Annotated in this window: 17 protein-coding genes; 6 read left to right on the top strand and 11 right to left on the bottom strand. The window is 70.2% G+C overall.

Annotated elements, in window-relative coordinates; translation table 11 throughout:
* The first annotated feature begins 50 nt into the window (after positions 1-50).
* The 3 genes from HD557_RS12195 to HD557_RS12185 are packed head-to-tail and all read left to right on the top strand — an operon-like array spanning position 51 to position 3,254.
* On the top strand, positions 51-1,004 hold the full coding sequence (locus HD557_RS12195) for a Zn-ribbon domain-containing OB-fold protein (protein ID WP_008360099.1): 954 nt from the start codon (positions 51-53) through the stop codon (positions 1,002-1,004).
* Positions 1,005-1,023: 19 nt separating this feature from the next.
* Positions 1,024-2,094 (top strand): thiolase domain-containing protein, encoded by a 1,071-nt coding sequence (locus HD557_RS12190; RefSeq protein ID WP_008360101.1) that lies wholly within the window; start codon positions 1,024-1,026, stop codon positions 2,092-2,094.
* Entirely contained in the window at positions 2,091-3,254 is a 1,164-nt protein-coding gene (locus HD557_RS12185) for a thiolase domain-containing protein (protein WP_008360103.1), read from the top strand. The genes HD557_RS12190 and HD557_RS12185 overlap by 4 nt, the downstream gene beginning before the upstream one ends.
* 95 nt (positions 3,255-3,349) lie before the next feature.
* Here HD557_RS12185 and HD557_RS12180 read toward each other — a convergent pair whose 3' ends face one another.
* Both HD557_RS12180 and HD557_RS12175 read right to left on the bottom strand, forming a co-directional pair.
* Positions 3,350-4,405: an oxygenase MpaB family protein gene (locus HD557_RS12180; protein WP_196874067.1), complete on the bottom strand. Its 1,056-nt coding sequence runs from the start codon at positions 4,403-4,405 to the stop codon at positions 3,350-3,352.
* 22 nt (positions 4,406-4,427) lie between these two features.
* Positions 4,428-6,161: an acyl-CoA dehydrogenase family protein gene (locus tag HD557_RS12175; RefSeq protein WP_008360107.1), complete on the bottom strand. Its 1,734-nt coding sequence runs from the start codon at positions 6,159-6,161 to the stop codon at positions 4,428-4,430.
* Positions 6,162-6,261: 100 nt separating this feature from the next.
* Here HD557_RS12175 and HD557_RS12170 point away from each other — a divergent pair, with 100 nt between their 5' ends.
* Positions 6,262-6,900, top strand: coding sequence for a TetR/AcrR family transcriptional regulator (locus HD557_RS12170; protein WP_008360109.1), 639 nt, complete (start codon positions 6,262-6,264; stop codon positions 6,898-6,900).
* Between the two features lie 8 nt (positions 6,901-6,908).
* Here HD557_RS12170 and HD557_RS12165 read toward each other — a convergent pair whose 3' ends face one another.
* Genes HD557_RS12165 through HD557_RS12130 form a run of 8 tightly spaced genes read right to left on the bottom strand, consistent with a single transcriptional unit; the run spans position 6,909 to position 14,806 of the window.
* Positions 6,909-8,003, bottom strand: a complete 1,095-nt coding sequence (locus HD557_RS12165) for an MlaD family protein (protein WP_008360111.1) — start codon at positions 8,001-8,003, stop codon at positions 6,909-6,911.
* Positions 8,003-9,067, bottom strand: a complete 1,065-nt coding sequence (locus tag HD557_RS12160) for an MlaD family protein (RefSeq protein ID WP_040755504.1) — start codon at positions 9,065-9,067, stop codon at positions 8,003-8,005. The genes HD557_RS12165 and HD557_RS12160 overlap by 1 nt, the downstream gene beginning before the upstream one ends.
* A complete protein-coding gene (locus tag HD557_RS12155) occupies positions 9,064-10,119 on the bottom strand; it encodes an MCE family protein (protein ID WP_196874066.1) in 1,056 nt (351 codons plus the stop codon). The genes HD557_RS12160 and HD557_RS12155 overlap by 4 nt, the downstream gene beginning before the upstream one ends.
* A complete protein-coding gene (locus tag HD557_RS12150) occupies positions 10,119-11,093 on the bottom strand; it encodes an MCE family protein (RefSeq protein ID WP_008360117.1) in 975 nt (324 codons plus the stop codon). The genes HD557_RS12155 and HD557_RS12150 overlap by 1 nt, the downstream gene beginning before the upstream one ends.
* Positions 11,090-12,127 carry an MCE family protein gene (locus tag HD557_RS12145; RefSeq protein ID WP_196874065.1) on the bottom strand — a complete coding sequence of 346 codons (1,038 nt, stop codon included), beginning with the start codon at positions 12,125-12,127 and terminating at the stop codon, positions 11,090-11,092. Before HD557_RS12145 ends, HD557_RS12150 begins: the two co-directional genes overlap by 4 nt.
* Positions 12,127-13,155, bottom strand: a complete 1,029-nt coding sequence (locus HD557_RS12140) for an MCE family protein (protein ID WP_196874064.1) — start codon at positions 13,153-13,155, stop codon at positions 12,127-12,129. Before HD557_RS12140 ends, HD557_RS12145 begins: the two co-directional genes overlap by 1 nt.
* Positions 13,152-13,985 carry an ABC transporter permease gene (locus HD557_RS12135; protein ID WP_196874063.1) on the bottom strand — a complete coding sequence of 278 codons (834 nt, stop codon included), beginning with the start codon at positions 13,983-13,985 and terminating at the stop codon, positions 13,152-13,154. Before HD557_RS12135 ends, HD557_RS12140 begins: the two co-directional genes overlap by 4 nt.
* Positions 13,985-14,806 (bottom strand): MlaE family ABC transporter permease, encoded by an 822-nt coding sequence (locus tag HD557_RS12130; RefSeq protein WP_196874062.1) that lies wholly within the window; start codon positions 14,804-14,806, stop codon positions 13,985-13,987. The genes HD557_RS12135 and HD557_RS12130 overlap by 1 nt, the downstream gene beginning before the upstream one ends.
* Before the next feature lie 119 nt (positions 14,807-14,925).
* Here HD557_RS12130 and HD557_RS12125 point away from each other — a divergent pair, with 119 nt between their 5' ends.
* Together HD557_RS12125 and HD557_RS12120 are read left to right on the top strand one after the other, a co-directional pair.
* Complete coding sequence (locus HD557_RS12125) at positions 14,926-15,549, top strand: TetR/AcrR family transcriptional regulator (RefSeq protein WP_196874061.1); 624 nt, start codon at positions 14,926-14,928, stop codon at positions 15,547-15,549.
* Positions 15,550-15,558: 9 nt separating this feature from the next.
* Positions 15,559-16,056 (top strand): GNAT family N-acetyltransferase, encoded by a 498-nt coding sequence (locus tag HD557_RS12120; protein ID WP_196874060.1) that lies wholly within the window; start codon positions 15,559-15,561, stop codon positions 16,054-16,056.
* Positions 16,057-16,065: 9 nt separating this feature from the next.
* On the opposite strand, the gene HD557_RS28990 is transcribed toward HD557_RS12120, so the two are convergent.
* The gene (locus HD557_RS28990; protein ID WP_045549415.1) at positions 16,066-17,289 is read right to left on the bottom strand and encodes a cytochrome P450; all 1,224 of its coding nucleotides are present in this window, start codon (positions 17,287-17,289) and stop codon (positions 16,066-16,068) included.
* Positions 17,290-17,448: the final 159 nt, after the last annotated feature.

Genomic DNA, 17,448 nt, shown 5'->3' with positions numbered 1-17,448 from the left:
GCAGGGCGTACGGGTTGTGGCCAATACTAGAACGTGTTTCACTTTCTACCATGAGTCGCACTCTTCAGGCACCCGTGACGGTGGCCTTCGACTACACCAGATCCACAGGGCCGGTGATCGGCCGCTTCCTCACCGGACTGAGGGACGCCACCATCGTCGGCGGACGCCTCGGTGACGGTCGAGTGGCCGTCCCACCACCCGAGTACGACCCGGTCACGTACCGGGCCGTGACCGAGTTCGTCGAGCTCCCCGACACCGGCACGGTCACCTCGTGGACCTGGGTCAGCGAGCCCGTCGCCGGCCAGCCGTTCCAGAAGCCGTTCGCGTACGCGCTGATCACGATCGACGGCGCCGACACCCCGTGGCTGCACGCGGTCGAGGTCGCCTCCCCCGACGACATCGAGACCGGGATGCGGGTCCGCGCACGCTGGGCCGAGGAACGCACCGGGTCGGTCACCGACCTGGTCTTCGTGGCCGACGACGGCAACGCCCCTGAGACGGGTACGCCGGCGGGCGGCACCGACGATGTCGGCCTGATCGTCACCCCGGTCAGCCTCGACTACCAGTACGCGGCCTCCCCGGAGGAGTCCTCGTTCTTCCGCGGCCTGGCGGAGGGCCGGATCGTGGGCCAGCGGTGCCCGAAGTGCCGCAAGGTCTACGTCCCGCCCCGCGGCGCGTGCCCGACCGACGGCGTGCCGACCTCGGAGGAGATCGAGCTCTCCGACGTCGGGACCGTGACCACGTTCTGCGTCGTCAACGTGCCGTTCCTGGGACAGCGGATCAAGCCGCCCTACGTCTCCGCGTACGTCCTCCTCGACGGCGCCGACATCGCGCTGCAGCACCTGATCCTGGAGGTCCCGGCCGAGGAGGTCCGGATGGGGATGCGGGTCAAGGCGGTGTGGAAGCCGCGCGAGGAGTGGGGCACCAGCATCGAGAACATCAGCCACTTCGCGCCGACCGGTGAGCCGGACGCGGACTTCGACAGCTACAAGCACCACCTCTAGGCCCGGGAGAGAGGACCGTATGAGAGACGTTGCCGTCGTCGGGTTCGCCCAGCGACAGATGAAGGACTTCGACGGATCGCCGAGCATGGCCGAGCTGCTCGTGCCGATCCTGGCCGAGTGCTATGACCAGACCGGATGGGGCAGATCGGACATCGGGTTCTGGTGCTCCGGCTCCTCGGACTACCTGGCCGGACGCTCGTTCTCGTTCGTGAGCGCGATCGACGCGATCGGGGTGCTGCCGCCGGTCAACGAGTCGCACGTGGAGATGGACGCCGCGTGGGCGCTCTACGAGGCCTGGGTGAAGATCCAGACCGGCGAGGTGGACACCGCGCTGGTCTTCGGGTTCGGCAAGGCGTCCGCGGGCGTGCTCCGTCGGACGCTGACGCTCCAACTCGACCCCTACACGATGACGCCGTTGTGGCCCGACACCGTGTCCCTGGCCGCGCTGCAGGCGCGCCTCGGGCTCGACGCCGGGCTCTGGGACGAGGCCGCGATGGCCGAGATCGTCAACCGGTCCCTGACCGACGCCGAGAAGAACGAGTACGCCGTCCGGGCCGGAGGCTCCTCGGTGAGCGAGCTGCTCGCCCGGCCGATGTTCGCCGACCCGCTGCGCAAGCACGACTGTGCGCCGGTGACCGACGGCGCGGCCGCGATCGTGCTCGCCGCCGGCGACCGGGCCTACGAGGCCAACCAGCGTCCTGCCTGGATCACCGGGATCGCGCACAGTTCCGACGGCCTCCACCTCGGCACCCGCGACCTGACCGTCTCGGGCTCGGCGCAGCGGGCTGCGGCCGCCGTGGGCGGCACCGCCGGCGTCCAGGTCGCCGAGCTGCACGCGCCGTTCAGCCACCAGGAGCTCGTCCTGCGCTCCGCGCTCAGGCTGGGTGGTGACGTACAGGTCAGTCCTTCGGGTGGGGCGCTCGCCGCCAACCCGATGTTCAGCGCCGGGGCGATCCGGATCGGCGAGGCCGCCAAGCACATCTGGGACGGCAGCGCCGACAAGGTGCTCGGCCACGCGACCAGCGGGCCGGCACTGCAGCAGAACCTCGTGTGCGTGATGGAAGCCCAGGAGAACGGGAGAGGCAAGTGAGCAAGGTTCCCGCGGCCGTGATCGGGATCGGCCAGACCCACCACCGCGCCAAGCGCGAGGACGTCTCGATGGCCGGGCTGTGCCGCGAGGCGATGGACCGGGCCCTCGAGGACGCCGGGCTGACCCTCGACGAGGTCGACGCCATCGTCATCGGCAAGGCGCCGGACCTCTTCGAGGGCGTGATGATGCCCGAGCTCTACCTGGCCGAGGCGCTGGGCGCGGCCGGCAAGCCGCTGCTGAGGGTGCACACCGCCGGCTCGGTCGGCGGCTCGACCGCGATCGTGGCCTCCTCGCTGGTGCAGGCAGGCGTGCACAAGAAGGTGCTCACCGTCGCCTTCGAGAAGCAGTCGGAGTCCAACGCGATGTGGGCACTGTCGGTGCCGATCCCGTTCGTGATGCCGGTGCACGCCGGTGCCGGCGGCTACTTCGCCCCGCACGTACGCTCCTACATCCGCCGCTCCGAGGCGCCCTCGCACATCGGCGCCATCGTCGCGGCCAAGGACCGCAACAACGCGCTCAAGAACCCCTACGCGCACCTGCACAACGAGGGCACCACGGTCGAGTCCGTGCTGGCCTCGCAGATGCTGTGGGACCCCATCCACTACGACGAGACCTGCCCCTCCTCCGACGGCGCCTGCGCGATGGTGATCGCCTCGGAGGACGTCGCCAAGACGTACGAGGCACCTGCCTGGATCCACGGCACCGCGATGCGCTCGGAGCCCACCTCCGCCGCCGAGCGCGACCAGGTCAACCCGCAGGCCGGCCGCGAGGCCGCGGCGGCGCTGTGGAAGGCGACCGGGATCACCGACCCGGCCCGCGAGATCGACTGCGCCGAGATCTACGTGCCGTTCGCCTGGTTCGAGCCGATGTGGCTCGAGAACCTCGGCTTCGCGCCGGAGGGCGAGGGGTGGAAGCTCAGCGAGGCCGGCGAGACCGCCATCGGCGGGAGCCTGCCGGTCAACATGAGCGGCGGCGTGCTCTCCTCCAACCCCATCGGCGCCTCCGGGATGCTCCGCTTCGCCGAGGCCGCCCTGCAGGTCAGGGGCCGGGCCGGCGAGCACCAGGTCGACGGTGCCCGCCGGGCGCTCGGGCACGCCTACGGCGGCGGGTCGCAGTTCTTCTCGATGTGGGTCGTGGGGTCCGAGCAGCCGGGGAACTAGCCCCTGCCTCGGCCAACAGCGAACGCCTGGCTCCCGGTCGGTCACCTGTCGTGACCGACCGGGAGCCAGCGGCGACAGCGATCCGCGGCAGGCGTTCAGCCGAGAGTCCCCAGGATGGGCTGGGACTCGATCAGGCCTTCGTCGCTCGGGGCCTGACGGTCGTCGAAGACGCGCGCCCGCTGGCGCGCACGCAGCTCGAGATGCGCCTGGGCCGGCTTGACGTACCCGTAGCGTTCCCGCGCCTCGGCGGGCGTGAGCACGACCGGGTGCACGGGCGGGACACCGCGCCAGACGGGATCCATGATCGGCAGGACCTTCGGTGCGAGGATGCCGAGGATCCACCGCTGCAGCGTGCGACTCCGGTGGGCGGGCGCCAGCATCGCCCTCATGATCGCGATCACCACCATGTCCGTCACCCGTGACTGCCGGATGTCGGCGAGCCGACGCATGTGTCGCGGCAGGGTGGCGATCGTCGCCCTGCAGACCAACGCGTTCGCGATCGGCCGGGCCAGGCCGAGCAGACCCTTGCGGGGAAGGATCGCGTTGGTGCCGTTCAGCAGGTGGTGCATCATCCGCTGGGTGGCCTCGCTCGCCGCGAGCCTGGGACGCCACTCCTCGAAGTACGCACGCACCGCCTCGCGGGTGCGCGGAACCGCGCGCGGGTCGCAGGTCTGGAACTCCGCGGCGATCGCGCACTCGGCCCAGAACTGCTCGACCTCGGCGTCCGAGAGCCTGCCGGGCCCGAACGTCTCGTAGGCGGTGAGGACCGAGTGCCAGCCCGTGATCAGGATCCAGAGCTGGGAGTCGGGGTCGTTGGCGTCGTACCGATTGCCGCTGACCGGCTCGATGCCGATCGCCTTGGAGTGGATCTTGACCAGCACGTCGGCCATCTTCGCAACGGTCCGGCTGTCCGCGAACGCCACCGCGGCGAAGTACTGGACCGTCCTGGCGTAGCGCGTGTCGAGCCGGTCGTAGTTCGCACCGGTGTTGTGCACGGCGGCGAGGAGGTTGGGATCGAGCTCCTCGATCGTCACCGCTCGTACGATGCCCATCAGCGGGACCGCCGGATGGCCCCAGACCTTCTGGGTGATGGAGTCCGGGCCGAAGAACCCGTAGTCCTCGTGCGGCGTGATCTCGCGCGTCTTCTTCATCGCTTGCTCCTCCTCGGTCGGTTCACGGGTTCATCGCGTAGGTGCCGGCGGTGGCGCGGGCCTCCGCCCACACCCGGGCGGTGCGCTCGGCGTCGAAGGCGGGACGGCGCTGGATGGCGTCAGCGGCCCTGGCCTGCGCGTCGGTCAGCGACGGCTTGCGCGTCAGGGTCAGGGCGTGGGCGGAGACGTCTCCGACCATGACCTCGAAGATGCTCTCGACCAGGTCGTCGCCGACGCCCCAGATCGTCGCCTGCTGCAGGATGAGGTCGCCGTAGGCGACCGTGGTGAAGATGTCGCCGACGACCAGGAGCAGGTCCAGGTCGCGCATCTGGGCCTTGGACAGCGGCGTCGTGACGAGCAGCGCCTGGAAGGCGTCGACCTGCTCGAGGAGAAGCCTCACGTTCGGCAGGTGGGCCCATGCGGCGTACACCGCACGCCAGTCGTGGAAGGCCACCGTGCCGAGCCCCTGGGCCGGGCCCTGGCGGAAGAGGAAGGTGTCGTCCACGGGATCGCGCCGCCGCGGCGGCAGGGCGGCCAGGCTCGGATCGGCAGGGCTGAAGAGATAGCTCAGCAGGAACTTCAGCGCCAGCGCCATGTTGACGTGGACCGTGCCCTCGAGCCGGGGCAGGCCCATCATGGCGACCGCGCCGACCGGGTAGTACATGTCGTTCTCGAAGCCCCGGGCCGCGATGCAGTCGGCGATCAGGTCGTAGACCTTCGCACCCTGGCGGCTCACGGTCATCTTCTCGATCGCGTCGAAGAGCAGATAGCGGCGGTCGTCGACGCTGCCGGAGCGCATGTAGTCGATGGCTCGCTCGCCGAACAGTTCCATCGCGGCGAGCCGGACCCAGCTCTCGATGAACAGCGCCCGGACCTGCGGGAAGTCTGTGACCTTGGTGTCGAAGAGAACGCGGCCGTCGGCATGGGTGATGCCCTCGTGCCAGACATGCTGCACCGCTCCGAGCGACCCGAAGCCGATGTTGAACTTGCCGACGTTGACGGTGTTGATGGCGGCGTCGAACGCCTCGGAGCCGACATGGATGATGTCCTCCTCGCGGATCGGATAGTCCTCGAGGTCGAAGGCCGCGACGTACATCTGCGAGTTCACGACGTTCTTGCGAAGCTTGTACGCCTCATGCCGGCTGTCGACGACGAAGAAGACGTAGCCGTCCTGGGTCTTGGGCCCGGTCGGGAGCCCCTCGACGCGACCGAAGACCGACACCATGCCGGCCTTGTTGCCGTTGCCGATGTAGTACTTGCCGCCGTTGGCCAGGTAGCCGCCGTTGCCGTCAGGGGTCAGGACCATGTCGGTGGTGTAGACGTCCGCACCGTGCTCGCGCTCCGAGAGACCGAAGGCGAAGATCGCGCCGTCGTCGAGGAGGCCCGCGGCCCGGCGCTTCACCAGCTCGTTGCCGGACTGCCAGATCGGACCGAGGCCGAGGATCGTGACCTGCCAGACGTACCAGTAGGACATCCCGTAGAAGCCGAGGATCTGGCTGTACATGGCGATGCGGGCCTCGTCCCAGCGCTTGTTCGGGTCGCCGTCGGCCTGGGCCGCCGGGGTCAGCAGCGTCGCGAAGACCTTCTCCCGCTGCTGGAAGGCGAGGAACTCGTCGTACCAGACGCGGTCGCGGTCCTGCTGAAGCAGCCACTCCTTGCCGTTGCCCTCGAAGAAGTCGATCGTCGCCTCGAAGATGCGGCGGGTCTCGTCGTCGAACTCGTCGAGGTCGGGCTTGTGCGGGTTGAACAGCGGCATGTGAGCACTCCGTGGTGAGGGGACTCCGTCACATTAATACACTCGTGTAGGAATTTGCTACACCTATGTAGGAACTTTCCTGATCGCCTAGGATCGCCTCATGCCACCGTCGACAACCGGTCAAGCGCAGCGCGCCCGTGCCCCTCATCTGGGCCCGGAGCGCAGGCGGCCCCACGTGCTCGACGCCGCCCGGACGATCGCGGTGGCCGACGGCATCGGCGCCGTGACCATCGGCTCGGTCGCAGCGGCCATGGGCGTGACCCGGCCCGTCGTCTACGCCTGCTTCGCGGACCGGGTCGAGCTGGTCGACGCTCTCCTCGACCGGGAGTCGGCCGAGCTCCTCGAGGCGATCCTCACCGCGCTGCACGGCTCCGCCAACCCCGACGATCCGGAGCAGGCGTTCATCGACGGCTTCCGGGCGCTCCTCCACGCCGCCGCCTCCGCACCCGAGACCTGGCGGTTCGTCTTCTCCGGCGAGCCCGACCCGGTCATCGCGGAGCGCTTCCGCGACGTCAAGGCCCTGGTCCAGACCCGGGCGACCGAGTGGATTAGGCCCGCCATGGAGCGCTGGTGGCAGACGGCCGACCTGGAGCGCAAGCTGCCGGTCCTGATCGATCTCTTCCTGTCGTCCTGCGAGTCGGCGGTGCGCTCGCTCCTCGACACGAGCAACGACTGGGGTCCGGACGACCTCGGCACCTTCATGGGCAAGGCGCTCCACCGCGCGTTCAAGGACGCCTGAGGGTCTGCCTATCCGGTCGAGCCGGGCGCGTTGTCCGCCCCGCGCACGACTCGGTCGGGCGGCGCGGAGCAGTGGCCGTCCTCGTAGAGCGGCTCGGAGGTGGTGTCGGTGGCCGGATACTTGGGGCCGCCGTAGTCGCACTGGTAGTCGTTCTGCAGGACGAGGCCGCCGTGGATCGCGCCGTCGTACATCGCATCCGCCAGCGAGCGGATGGCGTCGGGATACTCGGCCAGCAGCTCACGCAGGTGCGGGTCGCGCACGACGAGGATGTCGGTCAGGGCGGTCGTGCGCTCCAGGGTCGGCGGCAGCGTACGGTCCAGGACACCGACGAGGCGGACGAGGTCGGCGAACTGCTCGGGGCCACGGTCGAAGGCGCGGCGCAGCTCGGGGTCGGCCTTCTCCAGCTCGGCGGTGAGCAGGGCGAGGTCGTGCGCGGCGGCGCGTACGTCGGAGGCGTGCCGGTCGCCGATGCGCAGCAGCGACTCGGAGTTGACCAGGACGCGGGAGATCGTCGGCCACTCCTCGTCGAGGGTGACCAGCAGGACCTGGCTGCCCTCGACCAGGTCGGCGAGCTCGTCCTCGCGGCCGGCGAAGGTCGTGCGCAGTCCGGTGACCACCGTCCGCAGCTGCTCGGGGTCGACCTGGTCCATCAGCATCTCGAGACTGACCACCGTGCTGGCCAGCGTGGTGGGCAGGTCCACCGCTTCGGCGCGCACCCGGCTGCCGTCGCGGAGGAAGGGCCCGGAAGCAGTGGTCGGCTGGAAGTCGAGGTACTGCTCCCCCACCGGCGAGAGGCTGCGCACCTCGGCCGGGGAGTCCTGCGGGATCCGGACGTCCGGATCCAGCCTGATCCGGGCCTGCGCCGTGCCGTCGGTCGTCAGCTCGATCGTCTCCACGACCCCGGCCTTGGCGCCGCGGTAGGTCACCGACGAGCCCTCGTACAGGCCGCCGGTGCGTTCCAGGTCGACGGTGACGGTGGACGGCCGGGACAGGAGCGGGATCTCGAGGGTGACCAGCAGCAGGTACGCCGTCGCCGCGACGAACACGACCACGGCCGCCCCGAAGCCGACGAAGAGGCGCCGGTCCGTCTCGCGCAGCGCCATCAGCCCACCCCTCCGAGCACGGCGCCGTCACCGAGGAGGCCGCCCAGGTCCCAGCCGGGTTGTTGGGGCAGGACCGGCGAATCCAGGAGGGGTGGCAGCGGGTTGAGCGGGTCCTGCGCGACGGAGTCGCCGATGTCGACGCGGAGCTGGATCGGCAGGTGGTCGGCGGGGATGACCTCCAGCAGCTCGTTGATCGCCGAGATGAACGTGTCCAGGCCGGGGCCGAGATCGCCGCTGATCCGGCGGACCTGGGCGAGGATCGCCCCGGCGTCGCGGACCACGGCGACGGTGTCGTCGTCCATCCGGCCGAGCACGCCGTTGGCGTCACGGGAGAGCCTCACCAGCCGGTTGAGCAGGGCGATGATCTGCTTCGTCTGCTCCCGGACGGTGCGGGCCGCCGGCCCGATCGCCGCCAGCGCGTCGGTGATGGTCTTCTTCTCTTTCGTCAGGGTCGCGGAGACCGCGTCGAGGGAGGTGAGGGCGCGGTCGATCTCGGCGGTGGTGCGGTTGGCCTGGGTGAGGAAGGTGGCGCTCCGGTCGAGCACCTGGGCCAGGTCGGTGCCGTCGCCGACGGCCCGGTTGAGCTCGTCGACGATCCGGCCGAGGTCACCGATGCCGCCGCCGTTGATGAGCAGGGACGCCGAGGCGAGCGCGTCCTCGACGGTCGGGCCCGTCGTCGACCGGGCCGGGTCGAGCCGTCCTCCCTCGGGGATCGCCCGGCCGCCCTCGGGGGTGGTCACGTCGACGTAGACCTCGCCGAGCGGGGTGTCGTAGCGCAGCCGTGCCGCGGAGTGGTCGGTGATGCGTACGCCGTCCTCGAGGCTCATCTCGGCCACCGCCGAGTAGCCGTCGGTGGAGAGCGAGACCACCCGGCCGGCGTCGACGCCGTTGACGCTCACCTTCGAGCCGACGCCGAGGTTGAGGGCGTCGTCGAAGACGGCCTCGACCGTGGTCGCGTCGTCTCCTGCTCGGGTGCCGGGCAGCGGCAGCGTACGGGCGTCGATGCCGCACCCGGTCAGCAGCAGGCCCGCCGCCGCCACGGAGATCAGGACCGCCCGCCTCACGGCCGGCTCCCTGAGAGCGGGCCTTGGAGCGGGTCGGTGCCGACGATGTCGCACACGTCCGAGAGGGCCTCACGACACCGGCCGGCGAGCTCCTCGCTCAGCGCGTCGGTGAGCGGCACGCGCAGCATCACGCCTCCGGGCGCGCGGGCCTGCTCGACGTTCTGCAGGGCCAGCGGGAGCACCTCGACGAACTCCTCGATGTCGTCGGTGTGCGCCAGGATCAGGTCGAGCACGGCGTTGACCTGCGTCAGCGCCGCTTGGAGGTCCTTGTCGTTGGCCTGCGTGAACCTGGCCAGCGCGTCGATCGCCTCCCGGGTCGTACGCAGCGTGGCGGTGAACTCCGTGCGCTGCTCCGCGAGCAGCTCGGAGGTCGCGGTGACGTTCTCGATGAAGAGCTCGATCAGCGCATCGTGGGCGACCATCGCGCTGGTCAGCTCGTCGGTCTCGTGCAGCGCGGCGACGGCGGAGTCGGTGTGGCCGTTGACCTCGTTCAGGGCGGCGGCGAGATCGGCCAACGCCGCGCCGGCCCGCTGCCCGTTGGACCCCAGGGTCGCCGATCCTGCCTGGAGGAACCGGTCGACGCTCTTGCCGTCGCCTCCGGCGAGCCCGCTGCTGAACCGGTCGAGCGCGTTCAGGATGGCGTCGAAGTCGGCCGGGGTGCGGGTGCGCTCGCTGGTGATCAGGTCGCCGTCGGCGAGCACCGGCCCGCCGGCGTAGCGCGGGGTGAGCTCGACGTAGCGGTCGTTGGCCACCGAGCGCGAGACGATCAGCACCTGGGCGTCGGCCGGCACGGTGACGTCCTGGTCGAGCTCGAGGTCGACCTCGACCCCAGCGCCCGCGGGCGTGATCCGCTTGACCTCGCCGACCTTGACCCCGAGCACGCCGACGTCGTTGCCGACGAAGAGGCCGGCGGTGTCGGCGAAGGTGACGGTCACGGAGTAGGTGCCGGCGAACGGGATCGCCGCGGCACCGGCGCCGAGGGCGGCCACCAGAGCCACCACGATCGCGACATACCTGCCCAGATGCCTGCCCTGCGTCCACGGCGCGCTCATCAGCACAGCCCCTTCAGCCGGCAGGTCAGCCCGTCGGGCAGCGCGCGGTCGTCGGGCCGGATGTCGACCCAGGGGCCGTTGCCGGTCGCGTTGGCCAGGTAGCGGGCCGACGGACCGAGCACGTCGAGCGCGGCGCTGAGCTCCTTCTCCTGCGCGCGCAGCCCCTTGATGACCACGGCCAGCTTGGTCAGCGCGACGTCGAGGTCCTGCTGATTCGCGGAGACGACCCGCTTCAGGGTGGTGGTGAGCCGCTGGGCGTCGGCCAGCAGCCGACGGATCGCGCCGCGGCGGCTCTGCAGCTCGGCCATCACCGCGTTGGCCTGCTTCATCAGCGAGACGATCTCGGTGCTGTTGGCGTTGAGCCGGCTCGTCACGTCGGTGGCCGCTCTCACCAGGGCGTCGGCCTGGTCGGCCCGGGTGAGCACGACCTCCGACACCGCGGAGACGCCGTCGAGGGCGGCGGCGAGGTCGGGCTGGGAGCTCGCCATGGTGGCGCCGACCTCGTCGAGGGTGCGGGAGAGGAGCTCGGGGTCGAGCTCGTCGAGCGAGGCGCTCCCGCGGTCGACGATGTCCTGGAGGTTGTAGGGCACGCTGGTCGCGGAGAGCGGAATCGTGTCCTCGGCGAGCTCTCCCCCGCCGGCCGGCGTGACCGCGAGCAGATGCGTGCCAAGCAGGGTGGCGACTTCGATCTCGGCGCCGGTGCGGGCTCCGAGCCGGATGTGGTCCTCGACCGTGAACTCCACGATGACATCGCGGGCACCGAGCGAGATCGAGCGCACCTCCCCGACCCGCGCGCCGGCCACGGTCACGTCCTCGCCGACCCGGAGGCCGGCGGTGTGCTCGAAGTGGGCCACGCACACCCGTTCGCCGAAGCCGAGCGCCCCGGCCCGGAAGACGAAGACAACCGTCAGCGCGGCGAGCACAACGGCGACGATCCCGACCTTGAGCGGGTCCATGGTTCGTAGTGGGGTCATCCGGAGCACACCTCGGAGTAGCGGTCGTCGGTCGGTGGCAGCGCCAGCACGAGCTCGTCGACGGCGAAGTCGTAGCGGCAGACGTAGATGTTGAGCGCGTTGCGGTAGGAGGTGATCCTGCCCAGCGTCTCGACCAGCTGGGCGAACGCGACCACGGCACCGTCGAAGCTGGTCAGGTTGGCGGCGAAGGCGGTCACCGAGATCCGCAGGTTGCGGCTCAGCGTGCGGGCGGGAGCCTCGATCTGCGTACCGAAGTCGGCGCCGGTGGCCAGGAGTCCCGACAGCTCCTCGACGGAGGCACCGAGGGCGTCGCGCTGCTCGGCCAGACCCTTCATCAGCTTCTCGAGCTCGCGCACCGTGGTCTCGAACTCGTCCCCCTGCGCGGCCAGGTCGGCGAGGAAGGGGGTCAGGTTGCTCAGCACCCGCTCGAAGACCTGGTCGCGGGTGGCCACGAACCTGGTCAGCTCGGCGGTCTGCTCCAGCAGCACCGGGATGCTGCCGCCCTCGTCCTGGAGGACCTTCAAGATGGTGGCCGCGAGCTGGTTGACCTCGTCGGGGTCGAGTACGTCGAAGAGGGGCCGGAACCCGTTGAGCAGCTCGGTCAGGTCGAACCCGGCACTGGTCCGGGTCGCCGGGATCCGGGACCCGGCCGCCAGGGGCTTCCCCGAGCCGCGGGTCTGCTCGATCCCGAGGAACCGCTGCCCGGCGATGTTCTGGTAGCGCACCGAGAGCCGCGCGGTGTCCAGCACCTGCTGCTTCCGGGACACCGTCAGCTCCACCGTCGCCTTCCCGGCGGCGGTGACGGTGATGTCGGTGACCTTGCCGACGCTGACTCCCGCGATGCGTACGGCATCCTCCTCGTGCAGGCCGTTCACGTCGGCGAACTCGGCGGTGTAGGTGACCAGGTCTCCGGCGACCGGCGCCTTCAGCGTGCCGAGGACGAGCGCGAAGGCGAGCCCGGCGACCAGGGTGAAGGCACCCAGCTTGAGGTAGGTCGCGGTGGGGCGGCCCGAGGAGCCACGCAGCCCGGACATCAGCACTCCCCTCTCGTGCTGCCGTAGGTCGGGCAGTCGCGCTCACGGGTGTAGTAGGGCGGCGCGACCCGGCTCAGGATCAGGTCGAGGGCGGCCCGGCCGTCGTCGATCACGGTGGGGATCTCCTGGCCGATCTCGCGGTTGGCCCGGAAGCTCTCCACCACGGCGTCCTCCCGGTTGTCGGCGACGGCGTCGGCGACCACCGCCGCCTGGTCCATCGCCTCGACCAGCTCGGCGCCGTGCTCGTCGAGGAACCGCTGCGCGTCGGCGGTCAGGGTGAGGCCGCCGGAGAGCAGCGCGGCGAGCTGCTCACGCTTGGCGGCGATCGTCTCGGCGGTCGCGGTGCCGGACTCCAGGGCTGCGAACAGGTCGCCGGCGGTCGCCTCCAGCGTCTCCAGGTTGACCGCCAGCAGCGCAGCGGTCGACCGGATCGTGGGCAGGTCCGCCTCGGCCCGCTCCAGCACGGTGGCGGCGAGCTCGAGGGTCCGGTGGATGTCGTCGCCACGGCCGTCGAGACCGCCGGCCACCGCGGCCAGCGCGGCGTTGAGGTCGGCCGGGCTGACCGCCCTGACCAGCTCGTCGATGCTGTCGAGGGCCTGCTGCAGCTCGACGGTGCCCTGGCGCAGGTCCTGCGGAATGGTTCCGCCCGCCCACCTCCCTGGCCGGGAGCCGGTCGAGACCAGGTCCACGTACGCGGTGCCGAAGACGGTCGCCGGCAGCGCCCGCGCCGCCACGTCCGCCGGGAGCCTCTCCGCCGCCTCGCCGTCCAGCCGGATCGCGACGGAGGCCTTCGAGGACTCCGCTGCCCGGCTGATGCCGGTGACGGTGCCGATGACGACCCCGCCCATCTTCACGTCCGACCCGGTACGCAGCGAGGCCCCCACGTCGACCATGGCGGCCCGGGTCGCGACGACGTCGGCGAACGGGCGCCCGGAGAGCACGATCATCCCGGCCGCGAGCAGCCCGCAGACCACGACACCGGCGGCGCCGCGTACGGCCAGGGTCTGGGGCCTGGTGGCGCGGCTCATCCGGAGATCCTGAAGCCCGGGTCGCCACCCCACATGGCGACGGTGAGCAGCATGTTGAGCACGACGATGACCACGAAGCTGGCCCGGATCGAGCGGCCGGTGGCCTCGCCGACGTTGAGCGAGCCGGCCGAGACCGCGAGGCCGTACCAGCAGTGGATCAGTACCACGATCGCGGCGAAGATCAGGATCTTGATCAGCGAGAACCCGATGTCGCGCATCGTCAGGAACTCCAGGAAGTAGTGGTCGAACTGGCCCGGCGACTGCCCGAAGAGCATCACCACGGTCGACTCCGAGGCGATGTAGGAGCCGAGCAGGCCGATCACGTAGAGGGGCACGATCGCGAGCATGGTGGCGACCAGACGGGTGGCGACCAGGTAGTTCACCGGGCGCACCGACATGACCTCGAGCGCGTCGACCTCCTCGTTGACCCGCATCGCGCCCAGCTGGGCGGTGAAGCGGCAGCCGACCTGCGCCCCCAGCGCCAGGGCGGCGACCAGCGGCCCGAGCTCCCGGGTGTTGGCGGTGGCCGAGATGAACCCGACCAGCGGCGCCAGTCCGACCAGCTCCAACCCGTTGAAGCCCTCGATGCCGAGCGAGGTGCCGACCGAGACCGAGAGCAGCACCATCACCCCGATCGTGCCGCCGCCGACGATGATCGCGCCCTTGCCCCAGCAGATGTCGGAGAAGTGCTCCAGGCAGGTGCGCCAGTGGTGCACCAGCGTGGCCGGCACGGCCAGCAGGACGGAGGCGCTGAAGGTGAGGAAGGAGCCGAACGGCACCAGCGGGCTCCACCAGCCGGTCGACGGCCCGCCGTTCTCGACCGCGGCCATCAGGCAGCCCCGCCCGGAGCGAGCGCCAGGTATCCCTGGGTGACGACCGCGTTCACCACGGCCAGCACGATCACGTTCAGCACGACGGTCTGGTTGACCGCGTCGGCGACGCCCTGCGGCCCTCCGGTCGCCCCCAGCCCCTTGTGGGCCGCCACCGTGGTGCCGATCAGCCCGAACAGCACCGCCTTGCCCTCGGCCAGCCACAGGTCGGCGCTCTGGCTGAAGTTGGTGAACGCGTCCAGATAGGTGCCCGCGCCGACCACGCCCCGCCCGACGTTCATCACGTAACCGGTCGCGATCGCGGCCACCGCCACGATCGCGGTCAGCATCACCGAGAGGAAGACGGCGGCCACGATCCTGGGCGCCACCATCCGCTGGACGGGGTTGGTGCCCATCACCTCCAGGGCGGCGATCTCGTCGCGGATCGTGCGCATCCCGAGATCGGAGCAGATCGCCGAGCCGACCACGCACGCGATGATCAGCGAGGTGACCAGCGGCGCGGCCTGGCGCAGCACGCCGACGCCGTTGACGGCACCGCTGAACGACGAGGCGCCGATGCTGTTGGCCACCGCGCCGACCTGGATGGAGGTGACCACCCCGAACGGGATCGCGACCAGGATCGTCGGCAGCAGGGAGACACGGGCCATGAACCAGGCCTGGTCGGCGGCCTGCGCCCAGTCGAACCGGCCGGTGACGATGTCCCTGGCGGCGTACGCGCAGGCCTCGGCGCCCAGCGCGATGGTCTCCCCGACGGTCCTCAGCCCCTCGGCGAAACGGCGCCAGAGGCCGGTCGCCAGCCGCTCGGGCAAGGTTGCGGTCACCCGGAAACTCCTCGTCGTCGACAGCCGCCGTCAATTACTACACGGGTGTAGATTCGCACATCGTGTGGCGTGTGTCACCCCTTCCGCCGTGCGTCCTCCAACCCGTAACGTTCCTCGTGATGGCCAACGACCGACCCGCCGCCAGGCGACGTTATGCCGCCCGGATGCCTCTCGAGGAGCGTCGGGAGGCGCTCCTGGACGCGGCGCTGCGCGTGCTCGGCCGCGACGGCTACGGTCAGCTCACCATCAGCGCCATCGCCGCCGAGGCAGGCGTGACGCGGCCGGTCGTCTATGACGCGTACGGAGGGATCGACCCACTCCTCCACGCCCTGCTCGACCGCACCCAGCAGCGCGCCACGGACGCGGCGCTGGCGCTCATCCCCGCCGGCGGCGTCCCGGTCGAGCTCGACCGGTGGCTGCTCGATGCGGCCGACGGACTCCTCCAGGCGGTCCAGGAGGATCCGGAGACCTGGCGCCCGGTGCTCGGCCTGACCGATGGCGCTCCGCCCGCCGTGCGCGAACGCATCGAGAGCACCCTGGTCCTGCTGCGCGGGTTCGTGGCCGACGTGCTGCGCACCAACCTCGGGCCCGAGACCGACCTCGACGTCGAGGTGGTCGCCCACTCGCTCGTCACGCTGGTGCAGGAGTTCGCCCGGCTGCTGCTGGCGCGACCCGACGAATATCCGAAGGAGCGACTGCTGGCCGCGTACGCCGGGATGCTGGCCGTGCGTCTGCGAACGTAGCCTTCGGGCATGAGCTACGCAGGACTGAGCAAGCTGCTGGCCGTCCCCGCCGGGTTCGAGGCACCGAGGGTGCTCACCCACGGCGACCTGACCGCGCGGCCGTTGTCGCGCGAGTGCCTGGCCGACGACGTGCGCGCCATCAACGCCGACATCGACCTCATCAACGCGACCCGGGGCGGCGGCTGGCCGACGGGTCCGACGTCGGAGGAGGAGGACTACATCGACCTCGTCTGGCACGAGGGCGAGTGGAAGGAGAACAAGTCGTTCTCCTACGTCCTGGAGACCTCAGAGCTCGGCTACGTCGGGTGCGCCTATCTCTACCCGCTGGGCGTCCGGCAGGAGCTGAGCGAGGAGCTGGCTGCGTACGACGTCGACGTCAGCTGGTGGGTGACCACCGAGGCCTACGAGCGTGGGCTCTACGAGGTGGTCCATGAAGCGCTGAAGAAGTGGGTGCCGGCGGAGTATCCGTTCCGCCGACCCCACTTCTCCAACGTGGTCGTGCCGTAGCGCCCGGAGTCAGGCGTAGGTCACCGGCATCTCCTTGATGCCGTTGATCCAGGCGTGGCGCAAGCGTCGCGGCGTGCCGTTGGGCTTCAGGTCGGGCATCCGGTCGGCGATCACGTCGAACATGATCCGCACCTCCATCCGGGCCAGGTTGGCACCGATGCAGTAGTGGGCGCCGTGGCCGCCGAAGGCGAGGTGGGGGTTGTGCTCGCGGGTGATGTCGAACGTGTCGGGGTCGTCGAAGACGTCCTCGTCGTGGTTGCCGGAGGCGTAGAAGATGCCGACGCGCTGGCCCTTCTTGACCAGCTGCCCGCCGACCTCGACGTCGTTGAGCGCCGTACGCTGGAAGACGGTGACCGGGGTCGCCCAGCGGATCACCTCGTCGACCATGGTGTCCGGCCGCTCCTTCTTCCACAGCTCCCACTGGTCGGGGTGGTCGAAGAAGGCCTGCATGCCGTGGGTGATCGCGTTGCGGGTGGTCTCGTTGCCCGCGACCGCGAGCAGGATGACGAAGAAGCCGAACTCGTCGTCGCCCAGCGCGCCGCCCTCCAGCTCGGCGTTGACGAGCTTGGAGATGATGTCGTCCTTGGGGTCGGCCTTGCGCTCCGCGGCCAGCGCCATCGCGTAGGAGAGGATCTCGATCGAGGCGGCCTCGGGGTCCGCGTCGTAGTCCGGGTCGTCGTAGGCGAGCATCTGGTTGGACCAGTCGAAGAGCTTGCGCCGGTCCTCCTGCGGGACACCGAGGAGCTCGGCGATCGCCTGGAGCGGGAGCTCGGCGGCGACCTCGGAGACGAAGTCGCCCTCGCCCTTGGCCAGGGCGTCGTCGACGATGTTGTTGGCCCGCTCGACCAGGCGCTCCTTGAGGGCGTTGATCGCGCGCGGGGTGAAGCCGCGGCTGATGATCTGGCGCAGCTTGGTGTGGTCCGGGGCGTCGTGGTGGATGAGCATCGCGCGCTGCAGCTCGACCTGCTCACGGGTCATGTCGGGCGCGAACCGGATGATCACGCCGTTCTCGTTCGTGCCGAAGTTCTCGCTGTCCTTGGAGACGGCCAGGATGTCCTCGTGCTTGGTCACCGCCCAGAACCCGGTGTCCAGGAAGCCGGCGCGTGCGGCCGGCGACTGCTCGACCCACCACACCGGCGCGGTCTTGCGAAGCTCGAGGAACTCCTGCAGCGGGACGCGCTCCTCGTTGAGCACGGGATCAGTCGGATCGAAATCCACGGGGAGAGCGGTCACGGGTGTGCTCCTTCGAGGTCTTTTCTATAACACGTTCTAGTTTATCGTCACACAATGCTCCGCATCACACAAGGGTTGCGCCAAACGAGAACACGTTCTACTTTGGGACAATCGAGTGTAACCGGTGTCACGTCACCAGGCGTGGCGGCGCGTTGCCGC

The sequence above is a fragment of the Nocardioides luteus genome, assembly GCF_015752315.1.
Lineage (GTDB): Bacteria > Actinomycetota > Actinomycetes > Propionibacteriales > Nocardioidaceae > Nocardioides.
This window is presented reverse-complemented; position numbering and strand designations above follow the sequence as displayed.

Bases quoted from the DNA above. Each gene is read 5' to 3' on its own strand.
- HD557_RS12150 (WP_008360117.1), bottom strand. From the start codon at position 11,093: ATGACCCCACTACGAACCATGGACCCGCTCAAGGTCGGGATCGTCGCC.
- HD557_RS12165 (WP_008360111.1), bottom strand. From the start codon at position 8,003: ATGGCGCTGCGCGAGACGGACCGGCGCCTCTTCGTCGGCTTCGGGGCG.
- HD557_RS12135 (WP_196874063.1), bottom strand. From the start codon at position 13,985: ATGGCCGCGGTCGAGAACGGCGGGCCGTCGACCGGCTGGTGGAGCCCG.
- HD557_RS12175 (WP_008360107.1), bottom strand. From the start codon at position 6,161: ATGCCGCTGTTCAACCCGCACAAGCCCGACCTCGACGAGTTCGACGAC.
- HD557_RS12195 (WP_008360099.1), top strand. From the start codon at position 51: ATGAGTCGCACTCTTCAGGCACCCGTGACGGTGGCCTTCGACTACACC.
- HD557_RS12145 (WP_196874065.1), bottom strand. From the start codon at position 12,127: ATGTCCGGGCTGCGTGGCTCCTCGGGCCGCCCCACCGCGACCTACCTC.
- HD557_RS12170 (WP_008360109.1), top strand. From the start codon at position 6,262: ATGCCACCGTCGACAACCGGTCAAGCGCAGCGCGCCCGTGCCCCTCAT.
- HD557_RS12120 (WP_196874060.1), top strand. From the start codon at position 15,559: ATGAGCTACGCAGGACTGAGCAAGCTGCTGGCCGTCCCCGCCGGGTTC.
- HD557_RS12125 (WP_196874061.1), top strand. From the start codon at position 14,926: ATGGCCAACGACCGACCCGCCGCCAGGCGACGTTATGCCGCCCGGATG.
- HD557_RS12155 (WP_196874066.1), bottom strand. From the start codon at position 10,119: ATGAGCGCGCCGTGGACGCAGGGCAGGCATCTGGGCAGGTATGTCGCG.
- HD557_RS12180 (WP_196874067.1), bottom strand. From the start codon at position 4,405: ATGAAGAAGACGCGCGAGATCACGCCGCACGAGGACTACGGGTTCTTC.
- HD557_RS12140 (WP_196874064.1), bottom strand. From the start codon at position 13,155: ATGAGCCGCGCCACCAGGCCCCAGACCCTGGCCGTACGCGGCGCCGCC.
- HD557_RS12190 (WP_008360101.1), top strand. From the start codon at position 1,024: ATGAGAGACGTTGCCGTCGTCGGGTTCGCCCAGCGACAGATGAAGGAC.